At 36.8% G+C, this 24,545-nt stretch carries 26 protein-coding genes; 22 read left to right on the top strand and 4 right to left on the bottom strand.

From position 1 onward, the window contains the following. Window positions 1-34 precede the first annotated feature (34 nt). From CALHY_RS10995 to cimA, 10 genes are all read left to right on the top strand, one after another. Window positions 35-823: an MBL fold metallo-hydrolase gene (locus tag CALHY_RS10995; RefSeq protein ID WP_013404023.1), complete on the top strand. Its 789-nt coding sequence runs from the start codon at window positions 35-37 to the stop codon at window positions 821-823. Window positions 824-864: 41 nt separating this feature from the next. Then, entirely contained in the window at window positions 865-1,122 is a 258-nt protein-coding gene (locus CALHY_RS10990) for a type II toxin-antitoxin system Phd/YefM family antitoxin (RefSeq protein ID WP_013404022.1), read from the top strand. After that, the gene (locus CALHY_RS10985; RefSeq protein ID WP_013404021.1) at window positions 1,107-1,355 is read left to right on the top strand and encodes a Txe/YoeB family addiction module toxin; all 249 of its coding nucleotides are present in this window, start codon (window positions 1,107-1,109) and stop codon (window positions 1,353-1,355) included. Before CALHY_RS10990 ends, CALHY_RS10985 begins: the two co-directional genes overlap by 16 nt. Window positions 1,356-1,490: 135 nt before the next feature. Continuing rightward, window positions 1,491-2,285, top strand: coding sequence for an SDR family NAD(P)-dependent oxidoreductase (locus CALHY_RS10980; protein ID WP_013404020.1), 795 nt, complete (start codon window positions 1,491-1,493; stop codon window positions 2,283-2,285). Between the two features lie 173 nt (window positions 2,286-2,458). Then, the gene (gene ilvB, locus CALHY_RS10975; protein WP_013404019.1) at window positions 2,459-4,066 is read left to right on the top strand and encodes a biosynthetic-type acetolactate synthase large subunit; all 1,608 of its coding nucleotides are present in this window, start codon (window positions 2,459-2,461) and stop codon (window positions 4,064-4,066) included. Between the two features lie 50 nt (window positions 4,067-4,116). Then, window positions 4,117-4,629, top strand: a complete 513-nt coding sequence (gene ilvN, locus CALHY_RS10970) for an acetolactate synthase small subunit (RefSeq protein WP_013404018.1) — start codon at window positions 4,117-4,119, stop codon at window positions 4,627-4,629. Between the two features lie 2 nt (window positions 4,630-4,631). Then, window positions 4,632-5,633, top strand: a complete 1,002-nt coding sequence (gene ilvC / locus CALHY_RS10965) for a ketol-acid reductoisomerase (RefSeq protein WP_013404017.1) — start codon at window positions 4,632-4,634, stop codon at window positions 5,631-5,633. A gap of 16 nt (window positions 5,634-5,649) precedes the next feature. Further along, window positions 5,650-7,173: a 2-isopropylmalate synthase gene (locus CALHY_RS10960; RefSeq protein WP_013404016.1), complete on the top strand. Its 1,524-nt coding sequence runs from the start codon at window positions 5,650-5,652 to the stop codon at window positions 7,171-7,173. Window positions 7,174-7,253: 80 nt separating this feature from the next. Further along, window positions 7,254-7,418 (top strand): hypothetical protein, encoded by a 165-nt coding sequence (locus CALHY_RS13760; RefSeq protein WP_013404015.1) that lies wholly within the window; start codon window positions 7,254-7,256, stop codon window positions 7,416-7,418. Window positions 7,419-7,510: 92 nt separating this feature from the next. Then, window positions 7,511-9,091, top strand: coding sequence for a citramalate synthase (cimA, locus tag CALHY_RS10955; RefSeq protein ID WP_013404014.1), 1,581 nt, complete (start codon window positions 7,511-7,513; stop codon window positions 9,089-9,091). 212 nt (window positions 9,092-9,303) lie between these two features. Here the strand turns inward: cimA and CALHY_RS10950 are convergent, their stop codons facing one another. Next, a complete protein-coding gene (locus CALHY_RS10950) occupies window positions 9,304-10,071 on the bottom strand; it encodes a gluzincin family metallopeptidase (RefSeq protein ID WP_013404013.1) in 768 nt (255 codons plus the stop codon). 363 nt (window positions 10,072-10,434) lie between these two features. Further along, complete coding sequence (gene safA / locus CALHY_RS10945) at window positions 10,435-11,046, bottom strand: SafA/ExsA family spore coat assembly protein (RefSeq protein WP_013404012.1); 612 nt, start codon at window positions 11,044-11,046, stop codon at window positions 10,435-10,437. Window positions 11,047-11,202: 156 nt separating this feature from the next. Between safA and CALHY_RS10940 the strand changes: the two genes are divergently transcribed. The 10 genes from CALHY_RS10940 to CALHY_RS10895 all read left to right on the top strand — a co-directional run bounded on the left by CALHY_RS10940 (window position 11,203) and on the right by CALHY_RS10895 (window position 19,688). Next, on the top strand, window positions 11,203-11,376 hold the full coding sequence (locus CALHY_RS10940) for a DUF362 domain-containing protein (protein ID WP_013404011.1): 174 nt from the start codon (window positions 11,203-11,205) through the stop codon (window positions 11,374-11,376). A 118-nt stretch (window positions 11,377-11,494) separates the two neighbouring features. Continuing rightward, window positions 11,495-12,052: a FumA C-terminus/TtdB family hydratase beta subunit gene (locus CALHY_RS10935; RefSeq protein ID WP_013404010.1), complete on the top strand. Its 558-nt coding sequence runs from the start codon at window positions 11,495-11,497 to the stop codon at window positions 12,050-12,052. Further along, window positions 12,033-13,406: an aminotransferase class I/II-fold pyridoxal phosphate-dependent enzyme gene (locus CALHY_RS10930; RefSeq protein WP_013404009.1), complete on the top strand. Its 1,374-nt coding sequence runs from the start codon at window positions 12,033-12,035 to the stop codon at window positions 13,404-13,406. Before CALHY_RS10935 ends, CALHY_RS10930 begins: the two co-directional genes overlap by 20 nt. Further along, complete coding sequence (gene tmk, locus CALHY_RS10925) at window positions 13,393-14,025, top strand: dTMP kinase (RefSeq protein WP_013404008.1); 633 nt, start codon at window positions 13,393-13,395, stop codon at window positions 14,023-14,025. Before CALHY_RS10930 ends, tmk begins: the two co-directional genes overlap by 14 nt. 57 nt (window positions 14,026-14,082) lie before the next feature. After that, the gene (locus CALHY_RS10920; protein WP_013404007.1) at window positions 14,083-14,412 is read left to right on the top strand and encodes a cyclic-di-AMP receptor; all 330 of its coding nucleotides are present in this window, start codon (window positions 14,083-14,085) and stop codon (window positions 14,410-14,412) included. Between the two features lie 26 nt (window positions 14,413-14,438). Beyond that, window positions 14,439-14,885 carry a YaaR family protein gene (locus CALHY_RS10915; protein WP_013404006.1) on the top strand — a complete coding sequence of 149 codons (447 nt, stop codon included), beginning with the start codon at window positions 14,439-14,441 and terminating at the stop codon, window positions 14,883-14,885. Window positions 14,886-14,911: 26 nt separating this feature from the next. Further along, the gene (locus CALHY_RS10910) at window positions 14,912-15,874 is read left to right on the top strand and encodes a DNA polymerase III subunit (protein ID WP_013404005.1); all 963 of its coding nucleotides are present in this window, start codon (window positions 14,912-14,914) and stop codon (window positions 15,872-15,874) included. A gap of 7 nt (window positions 15,875-15,881) precedes the next feature. Beyond that, the gene (locus CALHY_RS10905) at window positions 15,882-16,769 is read left to right on the top strand and encodes a PSP1 domain-containing protein (protein WP_013404004.1); all 888 of its coding nucleotides are present in this window, start codon (window positions 15,882-15,884) and stop codon (window positions 16,767-16,769) included. Window positions 16,770-16,874: 105 nt separating this feature from the next. Continuing rightward, a complete protein-coding gene (locus CALHY_RS10900) occupies window positions 16,875-18,113 on the top strand; it encodes a DNA recombination protein RmuC (protein WP_013404003.1) in 1,239 nt (412 codons plus the stop codon). Between the two features lie 177 nt (window positions 18,114-18,290). Beyond that, a complete protein-coding gene (locus tag CALHY_RS10895; protein ID WP_013404002.1) occupies window positions 18,291-19,688 on the top strand; it encodes a beta/alpha barrel domain-containing protein in 1,398 nt (465 codons plus the stop codon). A gap of 51 nt (window positions 19,689-19,739) precedes the next feature. Here CALHY_RS10895 and CALHY_RS10890 read toward each other — a convergent pair whose 3' ends face one another. Both CALHY_RS10890 and CALHY_RS10885 read right to left on the bottom strand, forming a co-directional pair. Continuing rightward, window positions 19,740-20,069, bottom strand: a complete 330-nt coding sequence (locus tag CALHY_RS10890) for a DUF6922 domain-containing protein (protein ID WP_013404001.1) — start codon at window positions 20,067-20,069, stop codon at window positions 19,740-19,742. Continuing rightward, entirely contained in the window at window positions 20,066-20,776 is a 711-nt protein-coding gene (locus CALHY_RS10885; protein ID WP_013404000.1) for a nucleotidyl transferase AbiEii/AbiGii toxin family protein, read from the bottom strand. The genes CALHY_RS10890 and CALHY_RS10885 overlap by 4 nt, the downstream gene beginning before the upstream one ends. A gap of 188 nt (window positions 20,777-20,964) precedes the next feature. Between CALHY_RS10885 and CALHY_RS10880 the strand changes: the two genes are divergently transcribed. Together CALHY_RS10880 and CALHY_RS10875 are read left to right on the top strand one after the other, a co-directional pair. Beyond that, window positions 20,965-22,395 carry an ISNCY-like element ISCahy1 family transposase gene (locus CALHY_RS10880; RefSeq protein WP_013402019.1) on the top strand — a complete coding sequence of 477 codons (1,431 nt, stop codon included), beginning with the start codon at window positions 20,965-20,967 and terminating at the stop codon, window positions 22,393-22,395. Window positions 22,396-23,185: 790 nt separating this feature from the next. Further along, window positions 23,186-24,532 (top strand): ammonium transporter, encoded by a 1,347-nt coding sequence (locus tag CALHY_RS10875; RefSeq protein WP_013403999.1) that lies wholly within the window; start codon window positions 23,186-23,188, stop codon window positions 24,530-24,532. Window positions 24,533-24,545 lie beyond the last annotated feature (13 nt).

Raw genomic sequence — 24,545 nt, 5'->3', positions numbered from 1 at the left:
TAAATGGCAAATTAGAAAGAGAGGCTTTTTTAGAATGAAAGCCAAAATACTTGTCAACAACTGGACGTTCAAAGGCAGGTATTTAGCAGAACATGGTCTTTCGATTTTGATTGAAAAAGATGACAAAAAGATTTTGTTTGACTGTGGGCAGACAAATGCCATTGTGAAAAACATTGAGAAAATGGATGTAGGTTTTGATTTTGATGCTGTGGTACTTAGCCATGCACATTATGACCACACAGGTGGACTTAAATTTCTTGTTGAAAGGACAGGTTGTGATATTTGGGTGCACAATGGATTTTTTGATAAAAAGTTTGCCAAAAGAGAAGGGGAGTATAAATTTATAGGTGAAAATTTTGAAGCGCTTGACATGGCAAGGTTTAAGGTTGTTAATGAAGATGTCTATGAGATATTTGATGGTATTTTTGTGGTGAATGTTACCTCAGGTAAGGAATCTAATGAGTTTTATATTCTCAAAGATGGTCAGTTTCAAAGCGATTTGTTTTTTGAAGAACAATCTCTTGTAGTTAAGGAAGATGACAAACTTATACTTATTGTCGGCTGCAGTCATAATGGAATTGAAAATATTGTAGAAAAAGTGGAAAAATGCTTTTCTCAAAGCATCTTTGCAGTTATCGGTGGATTTCATTCAAAGGACTTTCAACAAGATGATTTGCAAAGGCTTTGTCAGTTTTTCAAGGAAAAGAGAATCTATAAGCTTGTACCTCTTCACTGCTCTGGGATAGAGACATTAATTTATTTTGGTAACAATATAGCAAATAAGCTAAAGGTTTGTGGTGTGGGAGATGTGTTTGAAATATAATTGACATACGTTACAATAAATTTTAAAAGAGGTGATTTGGGTTGAAGACAATACCTGTGACAAAAGTAAGGCAAAACATATATAAAATTCTGGAACAGGTAAGAATAAGTAGTGAACCTATACAGATAACTTCCAAAAAAGGGAATGTAGTTCTCATCTCTGAGGAAGATTGGAATGCTATTCAAGAAACTTTATATCTACTGTCAATACCGAATTTAAGAGAAAGCATTTTAGAGGCAGATAAAGTCCCATTAAATGAATGGCAAGACGAGGAAGACTTAGGATGGGATATAAGCTAAAGTTTTCAAAACAGGTGTTGAAAGATGCAAAAAAGTTGGAGGCTTGTGGGCTTGACAAAAAAGCAAAGGAAATTTTAAAAATACTGAAGCAAAGTCCCTATCAAAATCTTCCTCCATATGAAAAGCTAAAGGGAGACCTTGAGGGAAAACTGTCAAGAAGAATAAACATACAATACAGAATAATCTACCAGGTTTTAGAAGAAGAGAAAATTGTCAAGATTTACAGAATGTGAACACATTATGAGTAGGGTGGGTGCTGCAAAATGCCCACCTTTTTTGATTTTCTTCAAAAATTAAATTTTATATGGTATACTAAATGCAATTTAATATTTTAACAATTTCAACATTCAAAAAGGTGGCAGTGCAGCATGAAAAAAGATTTCTGGAGAAATAAGACGGTTATCATTACAGGTGCAACATCTGGTCTTGGGAAGGAAATGACAAAGATTTTACTTGAAAAAGGTGCAAAGGTTATTGCCATTTCAAGGTCAGAAGAGTCTTTAAAAGGGCTTCAGAATGAGCTTACAATGTTTTCGAAGAATCTATTTTTAATAAAGGCTGATGTGAGTTTTAAAAAAGATTGTGAAGATGTTTTTAAAATCATAAAAGATGAGCTAAAAACGGCAGATTTCTTAATTAACAACGCAGGAGTTGGCTTGAGATGTGAAGTGGAAGAAATAGATGATCTTGATCTTAAAAAGGTATTTGATACTAACTTTTTTGGTGCTTTTTACATGATGAAGTATGGAATCTCCTTTTTCAAAGAACAAGGAGGAGGTACAATTGTGAATATTTGTTCGCTTGGTGTGAAAAGACCTGTGCCATTCACAAGCGGCTATACAGCTTCAAAAGCGGCATTGTCGGTCATGGCTGATGTTGCAAGAATTGAATTAAAAAAATACAATATAACCATTTTAAATGCATATCCAGGTTCTATTTCAACAAGCTTTAGAAAAAAAGCTTTAGGAAAGCCATATCCAGAAGATGAAATTCGACTTTCAAGGCTTTCGCCGGATGTTGCTGCAAGAAGAATTATCAGAGGTATAGAGATGAACAGAAAAGAGATCTACACATCTAAAAAAGACTATATATTTGTGCTTTTTACCCGCCTTTTTCCACACCTTTCAGATTTTATAGTTGAAAAAGCATTTAAAAAAAGTTAAAAAGATTGTAATAGTCTTTGCACCTAAATTCCTTGACACGAATAAAAATACGTGCTAAAATATTTCAAAATTTAATTTGAAAATAACAAAAAGCTATTAGCAAAAAAGCAATTGTCCGACAAATTAAAGTAGCATGGTCGGACTTTTCATATATAAAGGGTGGGATTTGGTTGATGGCGAAGATGACGGTAGCACGGGCAATGGTAGAGGTTTTAAAAAGCGAAGGTGTAGAGATTATATTTGGCATTCCGGGTGCGGCAATCTATCCATTTTATGATGCTCTTTATGACTCTGATATAAAGCATGTCCTTGTGAGAACAGAACAGGCAGCAGTTCATGAGGCAAGTGGATATGCGCGCACAACAGGCAAAGTGGGTGTGTGCGTTGCAACCTCTGGGCCTGGTGCTACAAATCTTATAACTGGCATTGCAACTGCATATATGGATTCAGTTCCTATTGTGGCTATCACAGGTCAGGTAAATTCAAGTTTAATTGGAAAAGATGTGTTTCAAGAAGTGGATATAACAGGGGCAACAGCTCCGTTTACCAAGCATAACTATCTTATAAAAGACCCCAAGAAGATTGTGAAGGTGTTGAAAGAAGCATTCTATATAGCCTCAACAGGAAGACGTGGGCCTGTTTTGATAGATGTTCCTATAGATGTTCAGATGCAGGAGATTGAATTTGAAATTCCGAAAGAAATTGATATTCCTGGCTACAAGCCGAAAGAAAAAGGGCATCCTCTGCAGATAAAAAGGGCAGTAGAAGCGATAGAAAACTCAAAAAGACCTGTTGTATGCAGCGGTGGTGGAGTTATTGCATCAGGTGCATCACAAGAGCTGCAAATTTTGATAGAAAGGCAGAAAATTCCTGTAATTTCAACTTTGATGGGAATTGGTTCTATTCCAACAGACCATCCTTATTATCTTGGCATGATAGGTTCACATGGACAAAAAGAGGCAAATTTGGCGCTCAGACAGGCAGACCTTTTAATTGTGATAGGTGCGCGGCTTGCAGACAGGGCCTTGGGTGATACAAAAATTACTGACAATATGAAGATTATTCATATAGACATTGACCCTGCTGAGATAGGAAAAAATGTTGATACAAACATTCCAATTGTTGGCGATGCAAAACAGGTGCTTTCAGAGATTAATAAAAGAATTTCAGAAAGAAAAGATTTTTGGGCTTATGAGATAAAAGCTCAGAAGAAAGTTCTTCCAGATGATGACAAGCTTCATCCTTATGATGTGCTAAGAGAAATTTCAAGGGCATACAACGGAGATTATATAATCACAACAGATGTTGGTCAGCATCAGATTTGGGCGGCTCATAATCTATATATCAAAGAACCAGGAACCTTTATAACTTCGGGTGGACTTGGCACAATGGGATATGGAGTTCCTGCGGCAATTGGTGCGAAGTTTGGAAGACCAGACAAAGAAGTGATTAGCATCACTGGCGATGGAAGTTTCCAGATGCTTTTGCAGGAGCTTGCTACCATTAAAAGAGAACAGGTGCCGATTAAAATTGTCCTTTTCAACAACACAAGGCTTGGAATGGTATATGAGCTTCAGAAGAAAAGATGTACAGGCAGATTTATTGCAACATGCTTGGATGGTAACCCTGACTTTATGATATTAGCAAAAGCATATGGCATTGAGAGTATGAGACTTGAGAGCAAGGAAAAGTTAAAAGAGGCTATTGAGATTATGAAAAGCCACAAGGGTCCATTTTTGCTTGAAGTTGTGACAAGCCCTGATGAGCCAACTATACCTTAAGGGTTTAATTGAGTTTACCAAAATTTTTGGTGATAGGGGGATGTAAGAAGGTGAAGTACACACTTTCTGTTTTGGTTGAGAACCACCCGGGTGTACTGTCCCGCGTTGCAGGGCTTTTTTCAAGAAGAGGTTTTAATATAGACAGCCTTGCTGTTGGCGTGACAGAAGACCCAACAATATCCCGCATGACAATTGTTGTAAATGGAGATGACTACATTGTCGAGCAGGTGACAAAACAACTGAATAAACTTATTGATGTTATAAAAATCAAAAAACTAAACCCGAAAGAGGCTGTTGAAAGAGAGCTTGCGCTTATAAAGGTTAATGCTAATTCTCAGACACGTTCAGACATTATTCAAATAACAGAGATTTTCAGAGCAAACATTGTTGATGTGTCGAAAGAAACGCTTACAATTGAGATTTCAGGTGATGAGGACAAGATTGAAGCGCTAATTGAGCTTTTGAAGCAATATGGTATTCGCGAGGTAGTCCGTACAGGACTTATTGCGATAGAGCGAGGGAATAAAGTCATATCAAAATCTAAGTCTGAGGAGGATGAGTAAAGATGGCAAAGATATTCTATGATAGTGATTGCAATTTAGACCTACTTAAGGACAAGACAGTTGCAGTGATTGGTTTTGGTAGTCAGGGACATGCACATGCATTGAACTTGAGAGATTCTGGAGTAAATGTAGTTGTTGGTCTATATCATGGCAGCAAGTCTTGGGCAAAGGCAGAAAGTCATGGTCTTAAAGTTATGACAGCTGATGAGGCAACAAAAGTGGCAGATGTCATCATGATTCTTGTAAATGATGAAAAACAGCCAAAGCTATTTAAAGAGAGTATAGCACCTAACTTAAAAGAAGGAAAGGCAATAGCATTTGCACATGGGTTTAATATTCATTTTGGTCAGATTGTTCCACCACCATATGTTGATGTTATAATGATAGCTCCGAAAGGACCAGGCCACACTGTCAGAAGCCAGTATGAAGAGGGAAAAGGTGTACCAGCTTTAGTTGCTGTACATCAGGACTATACAGGAAAAGCATTGGATATTGCTTTGGCATATGCCAAAGGTATTGGAGCATCAAGGGCTGGAATAATCCTTACCACATTTAAAGAAGAGACAGAGACAGACCTTTTTGGTGAACAGGCAGTTTTATGTGGTGGTCTTACAGAGCTTATCAAAGCCGGGTTTGATACACTGGTTGAAGCAGGATACCAGCCAGAGATTGCGTATTTTGAATGCCTGCATGAGATGAAACTCATAGTTGATTTGATTTGGCAGGGCGGACTGTCACTCATGAGATACTCAATCTCAGACACAGCAGAATATGGCGATTACATGACAGGCAAGAGAATTATCACAGAAGAGACAAGAAAAGAGATGAAAAAGGTATTAGAAGAGATTCAAAACGGCACATTTGCAAAGAAATGGATATTAGAAAACATGGCAGGAAGACCTGAGTTCAATAGTATAAGAAGAAGAGAACAAAATCTTTTAATTGAACAGGTTGGTAAAGAGCTCAGAAAGATGATGCCTTGGATAAAACCGATTAAAGAATAAGGGTGAGGGGTTTTTAATGGGAAAAAGAGTTATAAAGATATTTGATACCACGCTCAGAGACGGTGAGCAAACACCAGGTGTGTCGCTCAACGTCAATGAAAAACTTGAGATTGCAAAACAGCTTGAAAAGCTCAAAGTTGATGTGATAGAAGCAGGATTTGCAATAGCCTCTCCGGGTGATTTTGAGGCAATAAAAGTAATATCTGAAAATATAAAAGATGCAGTAATAGTATCTTTGGCGAGAGCAGTTGAAAAAGACATAGACAGAGCATATGAAGCACTAAAAAATGCTCAGGCGCCGAGAATTCATACATTTATCGCAACAAGTGATATTCATATGAAATACAAGCTCAAAATGACAGAAGATGAGGTACTTGAGCGAGCAGTTGCCATGGTAAAATATGCAAAAAAATATGTATCTGATGTTGAGTTTTCATGTGAGGATGCAACACGTTCAAGGATTGAATTTTTGATAAAGGTGTTTGATGCTGTTATAAAAGCCGGTGCAACAGTTATAAACATTCCTGATACAGTTGGCTACACAACACCAGAAGAAATGAAAAGAATTATTCGAGCAATAAAAGAAAACATTCCTGACATTGACAAGGTCCAGATTTCAGTTCATTGCCACAACGACCTTGGTCTTGCTGTTGCAAACTCACTTGCAGCGGTAGAAGAAGGTGTTCATCAGGTTGAATGTACAATAAACGGACTTGGAGAAAGAGCTGGAAATGCTGCTTTAGAAGAGATTGTAATGGCTCTCAAGACAAGAAAAGACTTTTACGATGTGGATGTTTTAATTGACACAACTCAGATCTACCGAACAAGCAAGCTCGTATCCTCTTTAACGGGCGTATTTGTTCAGCCAAACAAGGCAATTGTGGGTGCAAATGCTTTTGCGCACGAGTCTGGTATACATCAGCATGGAGTGTTGTCAGAACGAACAACATATGAGATTATTGACCCTGTGTCAATTGGTCTTCCGAAAAACAGGATGGTACTTGGCAAGCATTCAGGTCGACATGCGTTTGAAGAAAGGCTCAAAGAGCTTGGATATACAGACCTCACAAGAGAAGAGATTGACGCTGCGTTTGAAAAGTTTAAAGTTTTGGCAGATAAAAAGAAGGTTGTGCTTGACAAAGACATTGAGGCACTTTTAGAACAAAAGTCGCTCAATATTCCAGAGACATATGAGCTTGTGAGGTTCCAGATAATAAGCGGAAATGGTCTTATATCAACCGCATCTGTGAAAATAAAATCAGGTGATGAAGAGCTTGAAGAGGCGGCAACAGGTGATGGTCCTGTTGATGCAATCTTCAAGGCAATTGACAGAATAACAGGGCTTCAGGTTGAACTTGATGATTACAGTATAAAGGCTGTCACCCAGGGCAAGGATGCTCTTGGCGAGGTAACAGTCAGAATTAAGAAGGATGGCAAAGCGTTTTTGGGAAGAGGCTTATCTACAGATATTTTAGAAGCAAGCGCAAAGGCGTATGTAAATGCTATAAATAAGATGCTGTATAAAATTTCAGAGGAGTAAAATTGACTCTTTACAATTTTTTAAATTGGGTTTAAAATAATTAGCAAATAAAAATCGAAAAGGTCAAAGGGGTGCAAAAAATGATAATACGAATATGCGGCGCAATCACAATAGTTAGCATTATTTCAATAATTAGAAAGAGAATAATTAAGTGGATTTATAAAATTTCATATGCCGCATTGCACCCATTTTGGCCTGTGTATGAGCAAAGAGGGTTTTTGAAAAGACCCTTAGGGCATCTTTAGAATTTGCAATCAAATTTGAGATTGAATTTTAAAAGCCCAGCCTAAAAATCACAGGCTGGGCTTTTTTGATATCAAAAAGGAGGGAAAATGAAGTGGAAGATAATAAGACCATCATCATTTATGACTCAACCTTAAGAGACGGTGCTCAGGCTGGTGGAATTTCATACACTTTGGAAGATAAGCTCAAGATTGTAGAGAGACTTGACAAATTTGGTGTAAAATTCATCGAGGCAGGGAATCCCGGTTCTAACATCAAAGACCAGGAGTTTTTCGCAAGAGTTAAAAAGATGAAATTGAAAAACGCAAAGCTTATCGCCTTTGGTTCAACAAGGCGAGTGGGAATTGACGTGAAAGATGACCCTAACATCCAGTCATTAATTGCAGCTGACACCGAAGCTGTTGCAATCTTTGGCAAGTCGTGGGATTTTCATGTCAAAGAGGTCTTGAAAACAACAGAGGACGAAAATCTTCAGATGATTTATGATACAATAAAATATTTAAAGTCCTTAGGCAAGTATGTTGTATTTGACGCAGAGCACTTTTTTGATGGGTACAAGAATAACAGAAAATACGCTTTGGAGACTTTAAAGGTTGCAAAGGAAGCAGGAGCAGATTCTTTGGACCTGTGCGATACAAACGGTGGCACCTTCCCAATGGATATTTACAACATCACAAAAGAAGTTGTTGAGATGTTTCCTGGGACATTGATTGGAATTCACTGTCACAACGACACAGGCATGGCTGTTGCAAACTCGGTCATGGCTGTTTTGGCAGGAGCTCGTCAGGTACAGGGAACTATAAACGGATATGGTGAGAGGTGTGGGAACGCAGACCTTATCACGCTCATTCCAAATCTTCAGCTAAAGCTTGGGTTTAAGTGTATCCCTGATGAGAATATCAAGCACCTTACATCTCTTTCAAGGTATGTTGCTGAGATTGCTAATATGATTCCAAACGAGCGCGCACCATATGTTGGAGCTTATGCGTTTACTCACAAGGCTGGTATGCACATTGACGCTGTCAAGAAAAATCCAGCTTCGTTTGAGCATATTAACCCTGAGATTGTTGGAAACACAAGAAGAATAGTACTGTCTGAGGTTGCAGGAAGGGCTACAATTCTTGACAAGATTCGCGAGATTGACCCGACAGTTACAAAAGACTCACCTGTCACAAAAGAGATTATTGATGAGCTAAAGCGCCTTGAAAATGAAGGATATCAGTTTGAGTCGGCAGAAGCTTCATTCGAGATGCTAATTAGAAAAAAACTGGGACTTTACCAGCCGTTCTTTACTCTCAAAGAATTTAAAGTTCTCATTAATGAACCGGCAGTAGAGTACAGCTCATCTGCAATTGTAAAGATTGCAGTAGATGGGGTTACAGCAATCACTGCTGCAGAAGGTGATGGTCCTGTTCATGCTTTAGATAGTGCTTTGAGAAAGGCTTTGGAAAAGTTCTATCCCGAACTAAAAGAGGTTCATCTTGTTGACTATAAAGTACGGGTACTGAATGCTGAGACTGCAACTGCTGCAAAGGTAAGAGTTCTGATTGAGTCAACAGACGGCAAAGACACATGGACAACTGTAGGTGTTTCAACCGACATTGTAAATGCAAGCTGGATTGCACTTGTTGACTCACTGGAGTATAAGCTTTGCAAAGAAAAAGTGGGGAAATAAATATAAAGCAGGGACTGTCCATCTCAAAATAATTTTTGACAGCCCCTGCTTGCTTTTTATATCAGAAGTAGTAAATTACATATATTAATGTATAAAGCAAAAGTAGCAATAATAATTAATATTTTATTTCACATTGAGCAGTACTTCATCTGATTTTCTAAGAGTTACATTTTAATCACAAAACATGAATTATTAAGTAAGGCTTTTCATTTTTATTGATAAGCTGTTACTATATAATTTACCCATTCGTCATATATTTCTTTATCTGCCTTTTTAAAAATTTTCCTATAGTTGTTAGTCTTTAATAATTGTAGTACCTTGTGCCAACCATATTTTCTGTCTATGTATTCAATGTAAGTATCTGCAAGAATATATCCGCCTATATTTGCAAATTTGATTGGGTTTTCTGTTTGGATGTCTTCAAATGAAGGAATTTTAATGTTTTTTAATTCTCCTTTTTTCAATTGTCCGCCGTTGGTTAAATATAAGGCGACACCTTCATTTAGCCATTTTTTAATTTTTGGATTGATTAAATATTCATAGGCATGAACCATTTCATGCAGAAGTGATTGTTTAACACTTTCATAGTTGTGTAATTTTCCTGGATTTGAAGGTGAGGTTAATATAACTGTTGAACCTATGTTGTCGCCGATATACCAATCAAGGTTAAAAAGAAGAGTTATTAATCCGTATTTTTTAGTTTGGAACGTGGATTGTTTGTCATAAATAAATATTTTTATTTTAGATTTTTCTTTAATAACTAATTTGCCCATAAGATATTCTGCTCTCTGTTCTGCTAAATTAAAACAATCTAAAGCAGCTATTTCTTCTTTTTCGTAATATACATCTACCCACTTTCCCTTTTTTACCTTCATATTTTTTGTTTTTAGTTGTAATGTTGGTATAAATGTAGTAACAAAGGCTATTATGAGAATTATAATCAAAATAAAGCTTATTATAGTTGCTTTTCTTTTTTTCATGGTGTACCTCCTTCAGCAATTAAGTAATGAGGCTTTGTCATATTTTATTTTTGGAGAATAGTTTTATTTTATCATGAATACAAATAATAGGCAATAGTCGTATTTATGAACGGCAGATTTTTGAGTAGATAATAATTTATAGCATAAATAAAAGGATAGAGGTAACGATAACAAAAATTTAGTTTGATTTGAGAAACTTTAAAACAAACAGCAAGGCAGAACATATAGAAAAAAATGCTTTGAAATAAGCTACAGATTTTTTTCTTGTATAAATAAAAACTGGGGACTATTTTTAAAAGATACACTCTTTTTGGTCCCCAGTTATTACTTTTCAAGCATTTTATTCTAATCCAAAATTAACCCTCAGTACGGTCTTATAAACATCTGGGTCCAGTACAAAACTCCCTTGCTGTTTTTGGCAACCCCAACACCAATTTCAGTAAAAGAGGGGCTTAGAATATTTGCTCTGTGACCTGGGGAGTTCATCCATGAACGAACAACCTCTTGAGGAGATTTTTGCCCGTACGCAATATTTTCCCCTGCTGCAGAAAATTTGAGACCAAAACTTTCCATCATCTTAAATGGTGAGCCATAAGTTGGGGAATAGTGTGAAAAATAGTTTTTGCTTGCCATATCCTGAGATTTGTATTTGGCAACGCGTGAAAGCTGCCAATTTGGCTTCAATACCGCAAGCCCAGCTTTTGCGCGCTCTTGGTTTGTGAGCCTTATTACTTCATCTTCAAATAATTTAAAATCGGAGTGATTGGGGATGTTTATCTTTTGTCCGGGAAATATTAAATTTGGATTTTTAATCTGTGGATTTGCCGCTAAAAGTTCGCTTATACCAACCTGATTTTTAACAGCTATACTCCACAGAGTGTCTCCGGTTTGGATTGTATAAATCTTTGTTTGTGCAAAGGCACTTGAAAAATTCAGAAAAAATAGGATGCTCAAAAATGCAAATATTTTTTTCATCTTTACGCTTTCACCTCCTCATATCTTATTTTTCTTAAAAATCTTTTGCTTAATTCTTTCCTTTTACAAACCTAATTAAAAATCTATTTTAAAAACCTCAAAATCGTGGTATTATTATAGAAGTAAATCTAATTTCAAAAGGGAGGCAAAGATAAAATGGCATATTACATCACAGATGATTGTATTTCATGCGGCGCATGCGAGAGCGAATGCCCTGTTCAGTGCATATCTCCTGGCGATGGAAAGTATGTAATCAACGAAGAAGAATGCATCTCATGCGGTGCATGCGCAAATGTATGCCCAGTTGATGCTCCAAAGCCAAGAGATTAGTTCTTAAATTGCAAAATAGCTTAGGACCGGGTAGAAAATCAAGTGCCCGGTCTTTAAATTATAAATTGAAACAAAATTAGAAAAATCTGTATAGTTGAAAGGAAGGGCGAAAAAGAAATTGAACAGGATTTATGTTCCAGTTCAAAATCCTGAGGAGATACAAAAGCTAAAATGTGGTCAAGAAGTTTTAGTGTGTGGCAAACTTTTTGTTGCAAGGGACGCTGCTCACAAAAGGCTTTTTGAAATGATTCAAAAAGGAAGTAAAATCCCAATAGATTTTAAAAACGGTGCGATATATTACATGGGTCCCTGTCCTGAAAAGCCGTGTGAAGTAATAGGACCATGTGGCCCAACAACAGCAGGCAGGATGGATGTATTTACTCCCATGATGCTTGAGCTTGGAATAAAGGTTTTAATTGGAAAGGGTAAAAGAAATGAGGCTGTAAAAGAGGCAATTAAAAAACACGGTAGCATTTATCTTGCCACATTTGGTGGTGCTGCAGTTTTGATTCAAAGCTGTGTCAAATCTCAAAGGATAGTTATGTTTGAGGACCTTGGTGCAGAGGCAATTCGTGAGATTGAAGTGGAAGATTTGCCTTGCATTGTTGCAATAGATGGTCAAGGGGAAGATATATATGAAGTTGGACCAAGAAAGTATGCGCAGAATTTTAGATAATCTTAAAATTTTCAATGCTCTTAAAAGCTACAACTTTTTGCGTCTTCACATGCCAGGTCACAAAGGTAAAGAAGAGATTTTCCCAGATGCTATTAAAAATATATTTCCCAGCTTTGATGTCACAGAAACCTTCTGTACAGACAACTTATTAGACCCAAAAGGTTATATAAAGGAATTTTTAGAGGGGATAAATGAGTTTTTTGGTTCAAATTATTGCTTTTTGTCTCTTCAGGGTTCAACGCACCTTCTGCAAGCCTCAATTGCTGCATTTTCAAATCCGTATGACGGTATACTTATAAACAAAGATGCTCACAAAAGCATATATAATATTGCAAAAATTTTAAAACTTGACATTGAATATATATATCCACAGTACGATGATTCTTTAGGAATACTTACATATATCGACGAAAAGCACTTTGAAAGTGTCCTTCAAACTTCAAAATCTCAAATTGTTGTAATAACCTCACCATCATATTATGGCATTGAGCAGAATGTAAAAGCGCTCTCAGATATAGCAAAGAAATATCAAAAAAAGCTCATAGTTGACCAAGCTCACGGAGGTTATTATAAATTTGTAGGGAAAAAAACAGCCTTGGATAGCGGAGCTGACATATGCATTTTAAGTCTTCACAAAACATTGCCATGCCCAAACCAGTCTGCACTGCTTTTGTCAAACTTAGCAGATAATGATAATAAGAAACTTTCTGCAACATTGGGTTATCTTCATACAACAAGTCCGTCGTATGTGCTGCTTGCTTGGAGTGAGTATGGCATAGAGTTTTCAAAAATGTTTGGCAGACAGCTTTTTGAAGAGCTCGAAAGAAAACTTGAAAAGCTATGCAAGCCGGTCTTGGAGTATACAAACTATGTCTACAGAGATGTAGATGTTTTAAAACTTCTTTTGAACTTTGGCAAAGCAGGGAAAAATCAAAGTTTTGTAAAAAGTCTTTTGGAGAGGTATTCTATTGTTCCAGAGCTTTTTGACCAAAATAGGATTCTGTTTTATTTTTCTCTGGTGGATGCTCTTTCTAATTTTGAAATCTTGGAAAGCTTTTTTTATGATATAATAAAAGAAAAAGGAAAAGAAGTGCTGAAAAAAAAGTTTTTATCACCGCCAAGACCAAAAAAGGTTTTAAAAATATACGAAGTTGACAGCATGAAAAAAAGAAGGGTAAAAATTTGTGAGGCAGAAGGCTTTGTATGTGCGCAGGCAATCATTCCTTACCCACCGGGATTTCCGGTTGTTGTTGAGGGTGAGGTTATAGAAAAGGATACTATAGAATATTTACAAGAGCTTTTGGGTATTGAATTTATCAAAAAAAATGAGGTTGATGTGGTTGAGGAAGGGTAAACTCATAGTATTTGAAGGAAACGATGGATCTGGTAAGAGTACACAGATTGTAAAAGTTGAAAAATATCTTAAGGAGAAGGGATACAAAGTTCTCACAACAAGAGAGCCAGGTGGGACAGAAGTAGGATACAGAATTAGAAAGCTTCTTTTAGACCCTCAATATAAGATGGATGGGCTTACTGAAGCTCTGCTTTTAGCTGCAGACAGGAACGAACATGTGAAAAATGTACTCATTCCTGCCCTTGATGAAGGGTACATTGTGCTTTGCGACAGATACATCCTAAGCAGTGTAGTTTACCAGGGCATTGTAAGAGGGGTTGGTGTTGAAAATATTCTGAGATTAAATTCAATCTTTGAAGATAGGATAAAACCCGATCTTTACATTGTTCTTACCTTAGAGCCTGAAATAGCTCTGCAAAGAATTAAAATGGCTGGCAAAAACGACAGGCTTGACTTAGAAGATTTGGAGTTTCACAGGCGTGTGTACAGCGGCTTTAAAGAGGTATCAAAATGGTTTGAAAGATGTGTGAACATTGAGGCGCAAGGTTCAGAAAAAGAGGTTTTTGAAAAGGTGTGTCGTGAGATAGAAAGGCTATTTGAAAGCAAAGAGAAGTGGTAGAATATAGAGGAATGCTAAGTCGGCAAAGCTTTTCAAAGAGAGGAGAGAAGAGGAAAGATGAAGCTTATTGTAGCAGTTGTACAAAATGAAGACATTGGCAGGCTCTTGGACGCTCTTCAAAAAGAAGGCATAATGGCAACAAAGCTTTCAACGTCGGGTGGATTTTTGCGCTCTGGCAATACCACTTTGCTCATAGGCATTGATGATGAAAGAGTTGCTGAGGTGATTGACATTATATCTCAAAAGTGCAAGACACGCAAACAAATTGTCTCATCGCCTGTGACAAACAATCCGTCAGCAGGTGTATACCTGCCATATCCTGTTGAAATAACAATTGGTGGTGCTACAATATTTGTCCTCAATGTTGAGAGGTTTGAGAAGGTTTAAAAAAATTTAAGAAGTGGGAAAGCAAAATGAGAGTAGAAGATGTTAAAAGAAACAATATAAATAATGTAACATTTTTTCAAGACCAGCGAAGAGTTGAAAGGCCAAAAGACTCTTTTTCAAACTATGTAAAGCAGCTTGAGAAAGATGAAATTATCAATAGAATAAAAGAGCTTATTAACAAAATAGACTCTCTTGGCAAGAGCCTTGCAGAAAGATTGGACCTTTCAACGCTCAAAGAGTACAAAAAGGCCATAAAAGAACTTTTGGGATATACAGTGTATTCTTCTCACGAATATTTTAGTGAAAGCCTTTTTGGCAGAAAAGGCAGGCACAAGGTGTTTGGTATCATCAAGAAGATTGATGAAAAGATGGATATGCTGACCCAGGAGATTTTGAAAAAAGAGGCAGACAATCTCAAGGTTTTATCATATGTAGGAGAAATAAAAGGGCTGCTTGTTGACCTATTTATTTAGAAATTTGCACAGGGTGAGAGATGAATATGAATTTAGATACTTTCATAGGTCAAAATGGGCTTGTTGCTACACTCAAAAAGGCACTTATTCAGCCTTTTCACGCATACATTTTTGAAGGTGAAAAAGGACTTGGCAAAAAACTTTTGGCAATGACCTTTTCAAAGCAAGTTTTGTGTGAAAAAAAGCTTGCGTGCGGCGCTTGCAAAAGCTGCAGGCTCTTTGACGCACTCACACACCCGGATTTTAAATTAATAAAGAGAGATGAAGACAGAAAAGAGATATCTGTTGACGCTATTAGAGAGATTATAAAAGACATTTCACGAGGACCCATATTTGCAAGTAAAAAGGTATATATAATACAAGAGGCAGAGGAGATGTCGACAAGTGCTCAAAATGCACTTTTAAAGACTTTAGAAGAGCCTCCAGAGTATGCTCTTTTTATTCTCACATGCAACAATTTAGAAAGGCTTTTGCCGACAGTGGTTTCAAGGTCATTAGTGCTTTCATTCAAAAGGTACAGCTCAAGCGAAATCTCTGAGATTTTAAAAAATCATGGGCTTGAACCCAAAGACTATGTTTTAAAACTTTGCAGAGGGAATCCTAAAATTGCTCTTGATTTTTATGATAAAGAGGTTCAAAATAAAAGAGACTATATTTTTGATAAACTTCTTTCATACGACGGGGCAAGTTTTAGTTTGATAAAAGAATTTGAAAGTGATTTTGAAAAGTTTAAAGACGACTTTGTATTTTTATTTGAAACAGTTATATACTTTTTACGAGATGCGCTTATGTTCAAAAAAACAAACCTCGTTGAGCTTATTACAAACACAGACAAGTTAGAAAAGATAGTTGAGTTTGCAAACAAGCATACAATCTCTCATATATACAGGCTACTGCAGGATTTCATGATGTTAGAAAAATACCCAGATGCGAATGTAATTTCAGACAATGTGCTTGACATGATTTTTTTAAAACTATCAGGGGGCTAAAAGAAAGATGGCAGAAGTTGTTGGAGTTAGATTCAAAAAAGCAGGGAAGATATACTGGTTTGACCCGAATAACATAGATTTAAAAGCCGGAGATGACGTCATTGTTGAGACAGTCCGCGGGATCGAGATGGGAAAAGTTATGATAGAAAAAAGAGAGGTGCCGGACGAAGAGATAGTCCAGCCTCTCAAAAAGGTTGTAAGAAAGGCAACAGAAGAGGATTACAAAAAAGCTCAAGAGAACATGGAAAAGGCAGCAAAAGCACTTGAGATTTGCAAGGAAAAAGTACAAAAGCATGGGCTTCCTATGAAACTTTTACATGCCGAATATACATTTGACAACAACAAGCTTCTTTTCTATTTCACAGCAGAAGGAAGGGTTGATTTCAGAGAACTTGTAAAAGACCTTGCAGCAGTTTTCAGAACAAGGATTGAGCTAAGACAAATAGGTGTCAGAGACGATACAAAGTTCCGTGGTGGTTTGGGTCCGTGCGGACGTGAGGTTTGCTGTGCAGTGCATCTTTGTGAGTTTGTACCAATTTCAATAAAGATGGCAAAACAGCAGGGGCTTGTTTTAAACCCTGCAAAGATATCCGGCCTTTGCGGAAGGCTCATGTGCTGCTTGACATACGAGCAAAAATTCTATGAGGAGGCAATGCTCAAACTTCCAGGGATAGGTGCAATTGTAAAAACAGCCGATGGTATAGGTGAAGTTGTTGAGGTAAGCGTCTTAAAAGAAAAGATAAAGGTCAGATTTGAAGATGAGATGCAAAATGTAGAGGTAAAAGAATACTCTGTTGGTGAGTTTGAGATTCTAAAAGACACCAAGAAGATTCAACAGCCGGTTGTTGCACTTGATGACGACGAGATAAAAGAGCTTTTGGATTTAGAAGAATAAAAAAAGACCAAGCATTAAATGCAAAAGGGCTGCTAAAAAGTTAACATAAAAGCAGCCCGTTTTTTAAATTTTAAGATTCTTTTTCTTGTACAGAGGTGATAAAGATTGGAAGTAGTTTTGCTAATTGTTATTATCGTTCTTGTCATATCAAACTTGATTTTGTTAATAAGGCTTAAAAATAATATAAATTCTTCTTTGGATACTCAAAATAAACTGTTAGAGATTGAAAAAGAACTTGAACAAATTCAAAATTCTATCTCACAGCAATTTTCTCAGAATAAAAATGAAACGCAAAGTATGATAAGCTCATTTGGCAGCATTTTAATGACAAGATTTTCAGATCTATCCAATCAGATAATAAATTTTACATCATCAAGTCAGGAGAGGCTTGACAGTATCCGAAAAGAGATAGATAGCAAGCTTGAGAAAATACGAGAGACTGTTGACAGCCAGCTACAAAGCACATTAGAGACAAAACTTTCGCAGTCTTTCAAGCTTGTATCAGAGCGGCTTGAGCTTGTTCATAGAGGCCTTGGTGAGATGCAGGCACTTGCCGGAAGTGTGGGAGATCTCAAAAAGATTTTGAGCAATGTAAAAGTTAGAGGCACTCTTGGGGAGATTCAGCTTGGCAATATCATAGACCAGATTTTGGATTCTTCCCAGTACGAAAGAAATGTCAGGATAAAACCGCACACTCAAGAGCAAGTTGAGTTTGCAATAAAGATTCCTTCTAAATATTCAAAAGATAATGAATTTATATACCTTCCAATAGACTCTAAATTCCCCATAGAAAGTTATCAGCGGCTTATTGAGGCGCAGGAGAAAGCGGAGGCAGAAGAAGTTGCAAGATTTTCAAAGGAGCTTGAAAATAGTATAAGGCAAAATGCAAAGACTATAAAGGAAAAGTACATAGACCCGCCAAAAACAACAGATTTTGCTATCATGTTTTTGCCTTCTGAAGGACTTTATGCAGAGGTTTTGAGGATACCCGGGCTGTTTGAGTCTGTGCAAAGGGAATACAAGGTAATCATTGCGGGACCCACAACAGTTGTTGCAATGCTCAACACCATTTCGCTTGGATTTAAAGCCCTTGCCATTGAAAAGAGAACAAGCGAGGTTTGGGAGCTTTTATCTGCGGTCAAGACTGAGTTTTCAAGGTTTGCTGAGATTCTTGAAAAGGTTAAAAAGAAGCTTTCTGAGGCACAGGATACAATTGAAACTGCAACAAGAAAGACAAGAACCATAGAAAGAAAGCTCAAAAGTGTTGAGGTCCTCTCTTCAGAAAAAGACCCTGAAAAGATTCTTTATGATGAGGAAGCTATTGAAGAAGGTTCAGGAAAATAGTCTCATTTATGAAGATTTCAAATTCCCATCTTGCAAAATTTCGCTCAATATCTTAAAATATACACTTGCGCAAAAGAACAATTTGCAATGTCCTATTGTCAAAAATGCAAAAGTAGAATATAATATATCTCATAACACTTGATTGTATACATATATACAATGTGGAGGGAAGTTTAAGTGGCAAGAGTAGAATTTAATCCCAAGACAAACCTGATTGAGCAGGCAGCGTATAAATATACACTCCAGGATGTTCCAGAGCCGAACCTCTATAGAGAGATTTTCCCGTACACAGAGATACCCAAGATAGCCTTCAACCACAGGCATGTCCCTATGTTTGTGCCTGATGAGATATGGATAACAGATACAACATTCAGAGATGGTCAGCAAGCAAGGTCTCCTTATACAGTTGAACAGATTGTAAGGCTTTTTGATTATCTCCACGAACTTGACAACGACTCTGGCGTGATCCGTCAGACAGAGTTTTTTCTATATTCAAAAAAAGATAGAGAAGCTGTTATTAAATGCATGGAAAGAGGTTATAAGTATCCAGAGGTTACCTCATGGATAAGAGCAAGAAAAGAGGATTTTCAACTTGTGAAAGAGATGGGCATCAAAGAGACAGGAATTTTGGTATCATGCTCTGACTATCATATATTTAAAAAGCTCAACATGACAAGAAAACAGGCAATGGAAATGTATCTTTCTATTGTTGAAGCCGCTCTTGAACATGGAATTATTCCGCGCTGCCATTTTGAGGACATCACAAGAGCAGACTTTTACGGCTTTGTTGTTCCGTTTGCAAATGAACTTATGAAACTTGCGCGCCAAGCAAATATGCCGGTCAAGATAAGAGCATGCGATACCCTCGGGCTTGGTGTGTCTTACCCGGGAGTTGCTCTGCCAAGAAGTGTCCAGGGAATAATTTACGGGCTTAGACACTATGCAGAGGTGCCGTCTGAGTGGCTTGAGTGGCATGGTCACAACGATTTTTACAAGGCTGTTGTTAACTCTGGTACTGCATGGCTTTACGGTGCATCTGCAGTCAACTGTTCGCTCTTGGGTATTGGTGAGAGGACTGGTAATACACCCTTAGAGGCTATGGTAATTGAATATGCCCAGCTTAGAGGTACAACAAAGAATATGAGGCTTGAGGTAATCACTGAGATTGCAGATTACTTTGAAAAAGAGCTTGACTATGAGATTCCACCAAGAACGCCGTTTGTTGGCAGAGCATTTAATGCAACAAGAGCAGGAATTCATGCTGACGGTATTTTAAAGGATGAGGAGATCTACAACATCTTTGATACAAAGAAGATTTTAAACAGGCCAATTGTCATTGCAGTTGATGCACACTCTGGGCTTGCAGGTATCGCTGCATGGATTAACACATATTTCAGGCTTGAAGGTGACAAGAAGATTGACAAGCGCGACCCAAGAGTTGCTAAAATCAAAGAGTGGGTTGACAAGGAGTACGAAAATGGAAGAACAACTGTTATTGGAGACGATGAGCTTGAAATGGTTGTTCGAGAAGTCATGCCAGAGCTTTTCAAGATGCATGAAAGCAGGGTAAAATAGTTTTTCTCAAGCATTTGAAAAGAGCCAGTCCTAAAAAGTTGGGCTGGCTTTTTACTTGTGTATCTTTCTTGTCTGTTTCCATTTTTCTACCAAGTTCATCTTACTTCTCATATTTCTATATTCCCAATACTCTTTTTCATCAAGAAATATACTTCCCCAAAGATAAATTGTAGGTATAGGAAGTTCTCTAGCTCCATAGAAGTCTTTTAAGAATACATCTTTTATTTCGTTGGAGCTATAAAAAGTAAAAAGTTTTTCAATATGTTCCCAATTGCCATTTGCTAATACTGTCTTTATTATTAATTCTTTGTGTTTTTCTGTATCTAACATTTCAAAGTTATAATTTTTGAATAAGATTTTAAAATCCTCTGGAAGTTTCATGGTAGCATACCTCTTTTCTTTATATACTTTTCAATTGCTATTTTAGCTTGCTGAGTTAAAAACCTTTCTATTTCACCTACTTTTGGTGCTTCACCTATTACAGAGATTAATGCTGTTTCTTTATCAATTATATCTTCTGTATACATAAGTTGTTCTAAGAACAATTTCTTTGAAAAAACTGATTCACCTTCTATTACAAATTTCTGGGGTGCTTTCTCTAAAATATACTCTAAATTAACAATACCTTTTTTGAGTAAAAAATACAAGTCAATATAATCTCTATATGTTGGTCGTCTACCGATGGTATACGCTTTCATCAAAGCTATTTCCTTTGGAGATGCTAAATTGATTCCTTTTAAACGAATGTCTATTTTATCACCTTGGACTAATGGTTCAATCAAAGGGAAAGGATATGCAATGAAACTTACCTTTACTCCACATATAGTAGAAGTCATTTGGTCAACTTGCTTTACAACGATATTTACATCTCTTTTAGAGAAAAACTGAGTTAAGACATTGTAAATATATTCAAATTCTATTTTTTCGCTAACTTCTTTTTGAAAAAAATCTAAATCATATGACTTTCTATGGCGAAGTTGCAATGCCAATGCAGTACCTCCTGCAAGATAGAATTTTTTTGACAAATTGCTTTTAGCGATATTTCTACATATTTCATATCCTACTGAGTCTAATACTTCCATATCCATCATAGCTGACTCCTTTTTTATTTTCCTCTTTATTTACCATTATAACATATAATAGCCTTTTGCAAAAACGCTCAAGATGAGCGTTATCAAGCTTTACATAGAATCAAAAAAGACTGGTCACCCTCCTCATAATTGTAGTAAAATATGATTATATAAAACAAATTTTCTACTATGAGGAGGGTTCCAAAATGTTCAACACCAAACCTAAACAACTTTCTTTCATAGACCTATTCTCCCACCTAAAGGCTTCGGCTCTCTACAAGCCTGAAAGCCTCTTGGGCTTGTTCAATAAATTCATTGACTTGTCACATTATATACCTTCTTCTTTCTACAATGCCTACTACAAATATTTCGGTAAGCATAGATACTTCTCTTTAGAATCTATGCTTTGTTGCTTCCTCGTCCAAAAATTGCTCAAACTCAATACTTTAACTCAGCTTCGTGCTGTCTTACTCAACTCATTCGAACTTCGCTCATTTTGTAATCTTCATGGCAATGTCCCTTCTATCTCTACTCTCTCTCGCTTTAGAAAAATATTTGCAAGTGAAATCCATAAACTTTTTCAAAATATCTCTATCCATGCACATAATATTTCCATCCAACAATGCCCTCAAGATTCTTCAATCTTAATCTTCGACACAACAGGTATTGTCCCAAAGGTTCGTGAAAACAATCCTAAATTCATTCATCTACTGCTGAAAAATACCTCAAAAGCTAACCCTGAACTTCCCTCTGAAAAAGTCTACTCTCTCGTTTATTCTTCTTTGCCTAAAACTGCTAACGCTAATTCTAACATCCGTCTTATGTTTGTAAATGGCCATTTCTGCTGGGCTTTAAAATTTGCAGTCATTACCAACGCTCTCGGTATCCCTTTAGCTTTAGTACCTCTGTTTAACTATGATTCCCCTTCCTCTGACCCACAAGAAGCAAAAGCTATCTCCGACTCTAAAGGTTTAATTCCTTCGCTCGAAACTTTATTCTCTTATATCCCCAAAAATTTCTCCACTTTCATCGCCGACAGTGCTTTGGATTCCCACAACATATACTCCACTTTAAAAAATACCTTTAACTTCTCCAAAATCGTTATTCCACTAAATACAAGAGCTTCTAAAAATACTACACCTACATCAGACCCCAATATCGTTATTTCTGAAGATGGTATCCCTATCTGCAAAAAGTTCAACAAACCTTTTAAACCCGAAGGCAAATGTCAGGGTAAAAATCGCTCTTTGCGCCTTAAATGGACTTGCCCTATGTCACAATACAAAGATGGCAAACGCATCTGCTCTTGCCCTCAGCCTTGTACTACCTCTAAATCGGGTAGAATGTTCTATACATACCCAGATAACTTTCGCTCTTTCCCAGGTATCAACAGAAATTCACAAGAGTTTTTTGACCTCTACAAAAAACGTGTCGCTGTAGAGCAGACTATTTACCACCTGAAATCCTACATGGGCTCTGATACTATCTCTACTTATGACCATATTTCTATTTTCTCTGATTTCTTGCTATCTGCCATTACTTTCTCGCTCTTGTTTATTCTCGCTCACAATATCAAACTCTATTGCTCTAAATTGACTATCAAAAAACTTAACAAGCTCAAAAAACTTATCGCTTAATACTACTATTTTTTAAATCTATTTCTTACAAAAAATTTCTGGTTTTGTTTTTACTTAACCTTCTAAAACAAGGAGTTAAGAAGGCTTAGGATATTATTGTCTTTTTTGAAGTTGTTAATTTTTGTCATATGTTTGTTGCTGATTATTTTTGCTGGTATTGATAATATTTGGTTTTCACTTCTCTTTTCTTTTTGTATCTTGATTGTATTTCATGTTAGTATTGGTGCCTTTTACCTTCAATCACCACCTATTTTGCAAACGCCTATACCATTATAACATATAACCATAAAAAATAATTTAATTAGCTCAAATTTAACTTGATTTAATTTGAATCTAAAAAGTTTATGTGAGATTATATCTTGCAAATTTATTATCAGGCGATAATTGACTAATAAGGTATTGTAAGATTTAATTAACGAAACACAAATTATACAAATATATATTACTTTTTATATACTATATCTAAAACAATTATAAATTACCTTAAAAACTTTATATAAAATAAAATGCAATTTTGGTATTGACAAATTGCAAAATGAAGAATATAATGAGAGTAAACAAAGAGAATAAAGAAAGAAAGGCAAAGGCGCCTTTCAGAAGGTTGCCTTTGCCTTTTTTAATTACCCAATTTTATCCGTCTCCACACATGCCTTTGGTTTTTCAATCTTCTCTTTTTAAAAATTGTGTGCTTTTTCATTATACCAGAGAATCTTTACTTTGAAAAGGGGGCGCAGGGCAAGTGAACAAAGTTGTATCAGTAAAAAGTTAGGTTTAAGGAGGGTTTTTAAAGATGAATAGACTCATTAAAAACTACAAGGCCTTTTTAATCCCGGTAGGAACAATTGCAACTTTGCTGCTTGTTACATCAATAGCAAAAGCAGACCAGGTTACACCTGATAAAGTGGCAACTGCCGTTGATAATGTCTGGGTTCTTGTTACAGCATTTTTGGTGTTCTTTATGCAAGCAGGATTTGCAATGGTGGAAGCAGGCTTTACCAGAGCAAAAAATGCGAGCAATATTGTTATGAAAAACTTAATGGACTTTGCAATTGGTTCTGTGATATTCTGGCTATTTGGATTTGCATTCATGTTTGGGAAAGACGCAGGTGGGTTTATCGGTACATCTGGCTTTTTCCTGAATGATTCATTTAAACACTTGGGCCTATCTATTCCGCTTACATCATTTTTGATGTTTCAAACAGTGTTTGCTGCAACAGCTGCAACAATTGTCTCAGGTGCTATGGCTGAAAGAACAAAGTTTATTGCGTATTGCATTTACAGTGCTGTAATTTCGTTTATCATCTATCCTGTTGTAGGTCACTGGGCATGGGGCGGCGGTTGGCTGAGCAAACTTGGATTTATCGACTTTGCAGGTTCAACTGTTGTACATTCTGTTGGTGGCTGGTGTGCTCTGATTGGTGCTGCATTGCTTGGACCAAGAATAGGTAAATACACAAAAGATGGTAAAGTAAATGCTATACCTGGTCATAGTATAACCTTGGCAGCACTTGGAACGTTTATATTGTGGTTTGGTTGGTTTGGATTTAACCCAGGTTCAACCTTATCTGGTATGAATGAAAAGATTGGCGATATTGCTGTCAACACCAACCTGGCAGCTGCGATGGGTGCAAACTTAGCAATGATATACACATGGCTAAAGTACAAAAAACCAGACGTTAGTATGACACTAAACGGTGCTTTGGCTGGTCTTGTTGCAATTACAGCAGGCTGTGCGTCTGTCAACCCATGGGGTGCGGCAATAATAGGCGGGCTTGCAGGTATACTGGTTGTAGTGGCTGTTGAGTTTATCGACAAGAAACTCAAGATAGACGATCCAGTTGGTGCAATTTCTGTGCATGGCGTATGTGGAGCTTTTGGAACACTGATGGTCGGACTTTTTGCTCTAGATGGCGGACTTTTCTATGGTGGAGGGATAAAGCAGTTTTTGGTTCAGCTTGCTGGTGTTGCATCAACATTTGTATGGACCACTGTGACAGCGTTTATCCTCTTTGCAATCATCAAAATAACAGTTGGACTCAGAGTTTCTGAAGAAGAAGAGATAGAAGGTCTTGACGTTGCAGAACATGGTGCAACAGCGTATAGTGACTTTGTAATGAAGTCTCAGGCAGTAAAGTAAGTTTTGGGTTTAA

Origin of the sequence: Caldicellulosiruptor hydrothermalis 108 (genome assembly GCF_000166355.1) — a bacterium.
Lineage (GTDB): Bacteria > Bacillota > Thermoanaerobacteria > Caldicellulosiruptorales > Caldicellulosiruptoraceae > Caldicellulosiruptor > Caldicellulosiruptor hydrothermalis.
The sequence above is the reverse complement of the archived record's forward strand: the minus strand, read 5'-3'. Positions and strand labels throughout refer to the sequence as shown.

Bases quoted from the DNA above. Each gene is read 5' to 3' on its own strand.
- CALHY_RS10995 (WP_013404023.1), top strand. From the start codon at position 35: ATGAAAGCCAAAATACTTGTCAACAACTGGACGTTCAAAGGCAGGTAT.
- CALHY_RS10985 (WP_013404021.1), top strand. From the start codon at position 1,107: ATGGGATATAAGCTAAAGTTTTCAAAACAGGTGTTGAAAGATGCAAAA.
- CALHY_RS10980 (WP_013404020.1), top strand. From the start codon at position 1,491: ATGAAAAAAGATTTCTGGAGAAATAAGACGGTTATCATTACAGGTGCA.
- ilvB (WP_013404019.1), top strand. From the start codon at position 2,459: ATGGCGAAGATGACGGTAGCACGGGCAATGGTAGAGGTTTTAAAAAGC.
- ilvC (WP_013404017.1), top strand. From the start codon at position 4,632: ATGGCAAAGATATTCTATGATAGTGATTGCAATTTAGACCTACTTAAG.
- CALHY_RS10960 (WP_013404016.1), top strand. From the start codon at position 5,650: ATGGGAAAAAGAGTTATAAAGATATTTGATACCACGCTCAGAGACGGT.
- CALHY_RS13760 (WP_013404015.1), top strand. From the start codon at position 7,254: ATGATAATACGAATATGCGGCGCAATCACAATAGTTAGCATTATTTCA.
- CALHY_RS10950 (WP_013404013.1), bottom strand. From the start codon at position 10,071: ATGAAAAAAAGAAAAGCAACTATAATAAGCTTTATTTTGATTATAATT.
- safA (WP_013404012.1), bottom strand. From the start codon at position 11,046: ATGAAAAAAATATTTGCATTTTTGAGCATCCTATTTTTTCTGAATTTT.
- CALHY_RS10940 (WP_013404011.1), top strand. From the start codon at position 11,203: ATGGCATATTACATCACAGATGATTGTATTTCATGCGGCGCATGCGAG.
- CALHY_RS10930 (WP_013404009.1), top strand. From the start codon at position 12,033: ATGCGCAGAATTTTAGATAATCTTAAAATTTTCAATGCTCTTAAAAGC.
- CALHY_RS10920 (WP_013404007.1), top strand. From the start codon at position 14,083: ATGAAGCTTATTGTAGCAGTTGTACAAAATGAAGACATTGGCAGGCTC.
- CALHY_RS10915 (WP_013404006.1), top strand. From the start codon at position 14,439: ATGAGAGTAGAAGATGTTAAAAGAAACAATATAAATAATGTAACATTT.
- CALHY_RS10910 (WP_013404005.1), top strand. From the start codon at position 14,912: ATGAATTTAGATACTTTCATAGGTCAAAATGGGCTTGTTGCTACACTC.
- CALHY_RS10905 (WP_013404004.1), top strand. From the start codon at position 15,882: ATGGCAGAAGTTGTTGGAGTTAGATTCAAAAAAGCAGGGAAGATATAC.
- CALHY_RS10890 (WP_013404001.1), bottom strand. From the start codon at position 20,069: ATGAAACTTCCAGAGGATTTTAAAATCTTATTCAAAAATTATAACTTT.
- CALHY_RS10885 (WP_013404000.1), bottom strand. From the start codon at position 20,776: ATGGATATGGAAGTATTAGACTCAGTAGGATATGAAATATGTAGAAAT.
- CALHY_RS10880 (WP_013402019.1), top strand. From the start codon at position 20,965: ATGTTCAACACCAAACCTAAACAACTTTCTTTCATAGACCTATTCTCC.
- CALHY_RS10875 (WP_013403999.1), top strand. From the start codon at position 23,186: ATGAATAGACTCATTAAAAACTACAAGGCCTTTTTAATCCCGGTAGGA.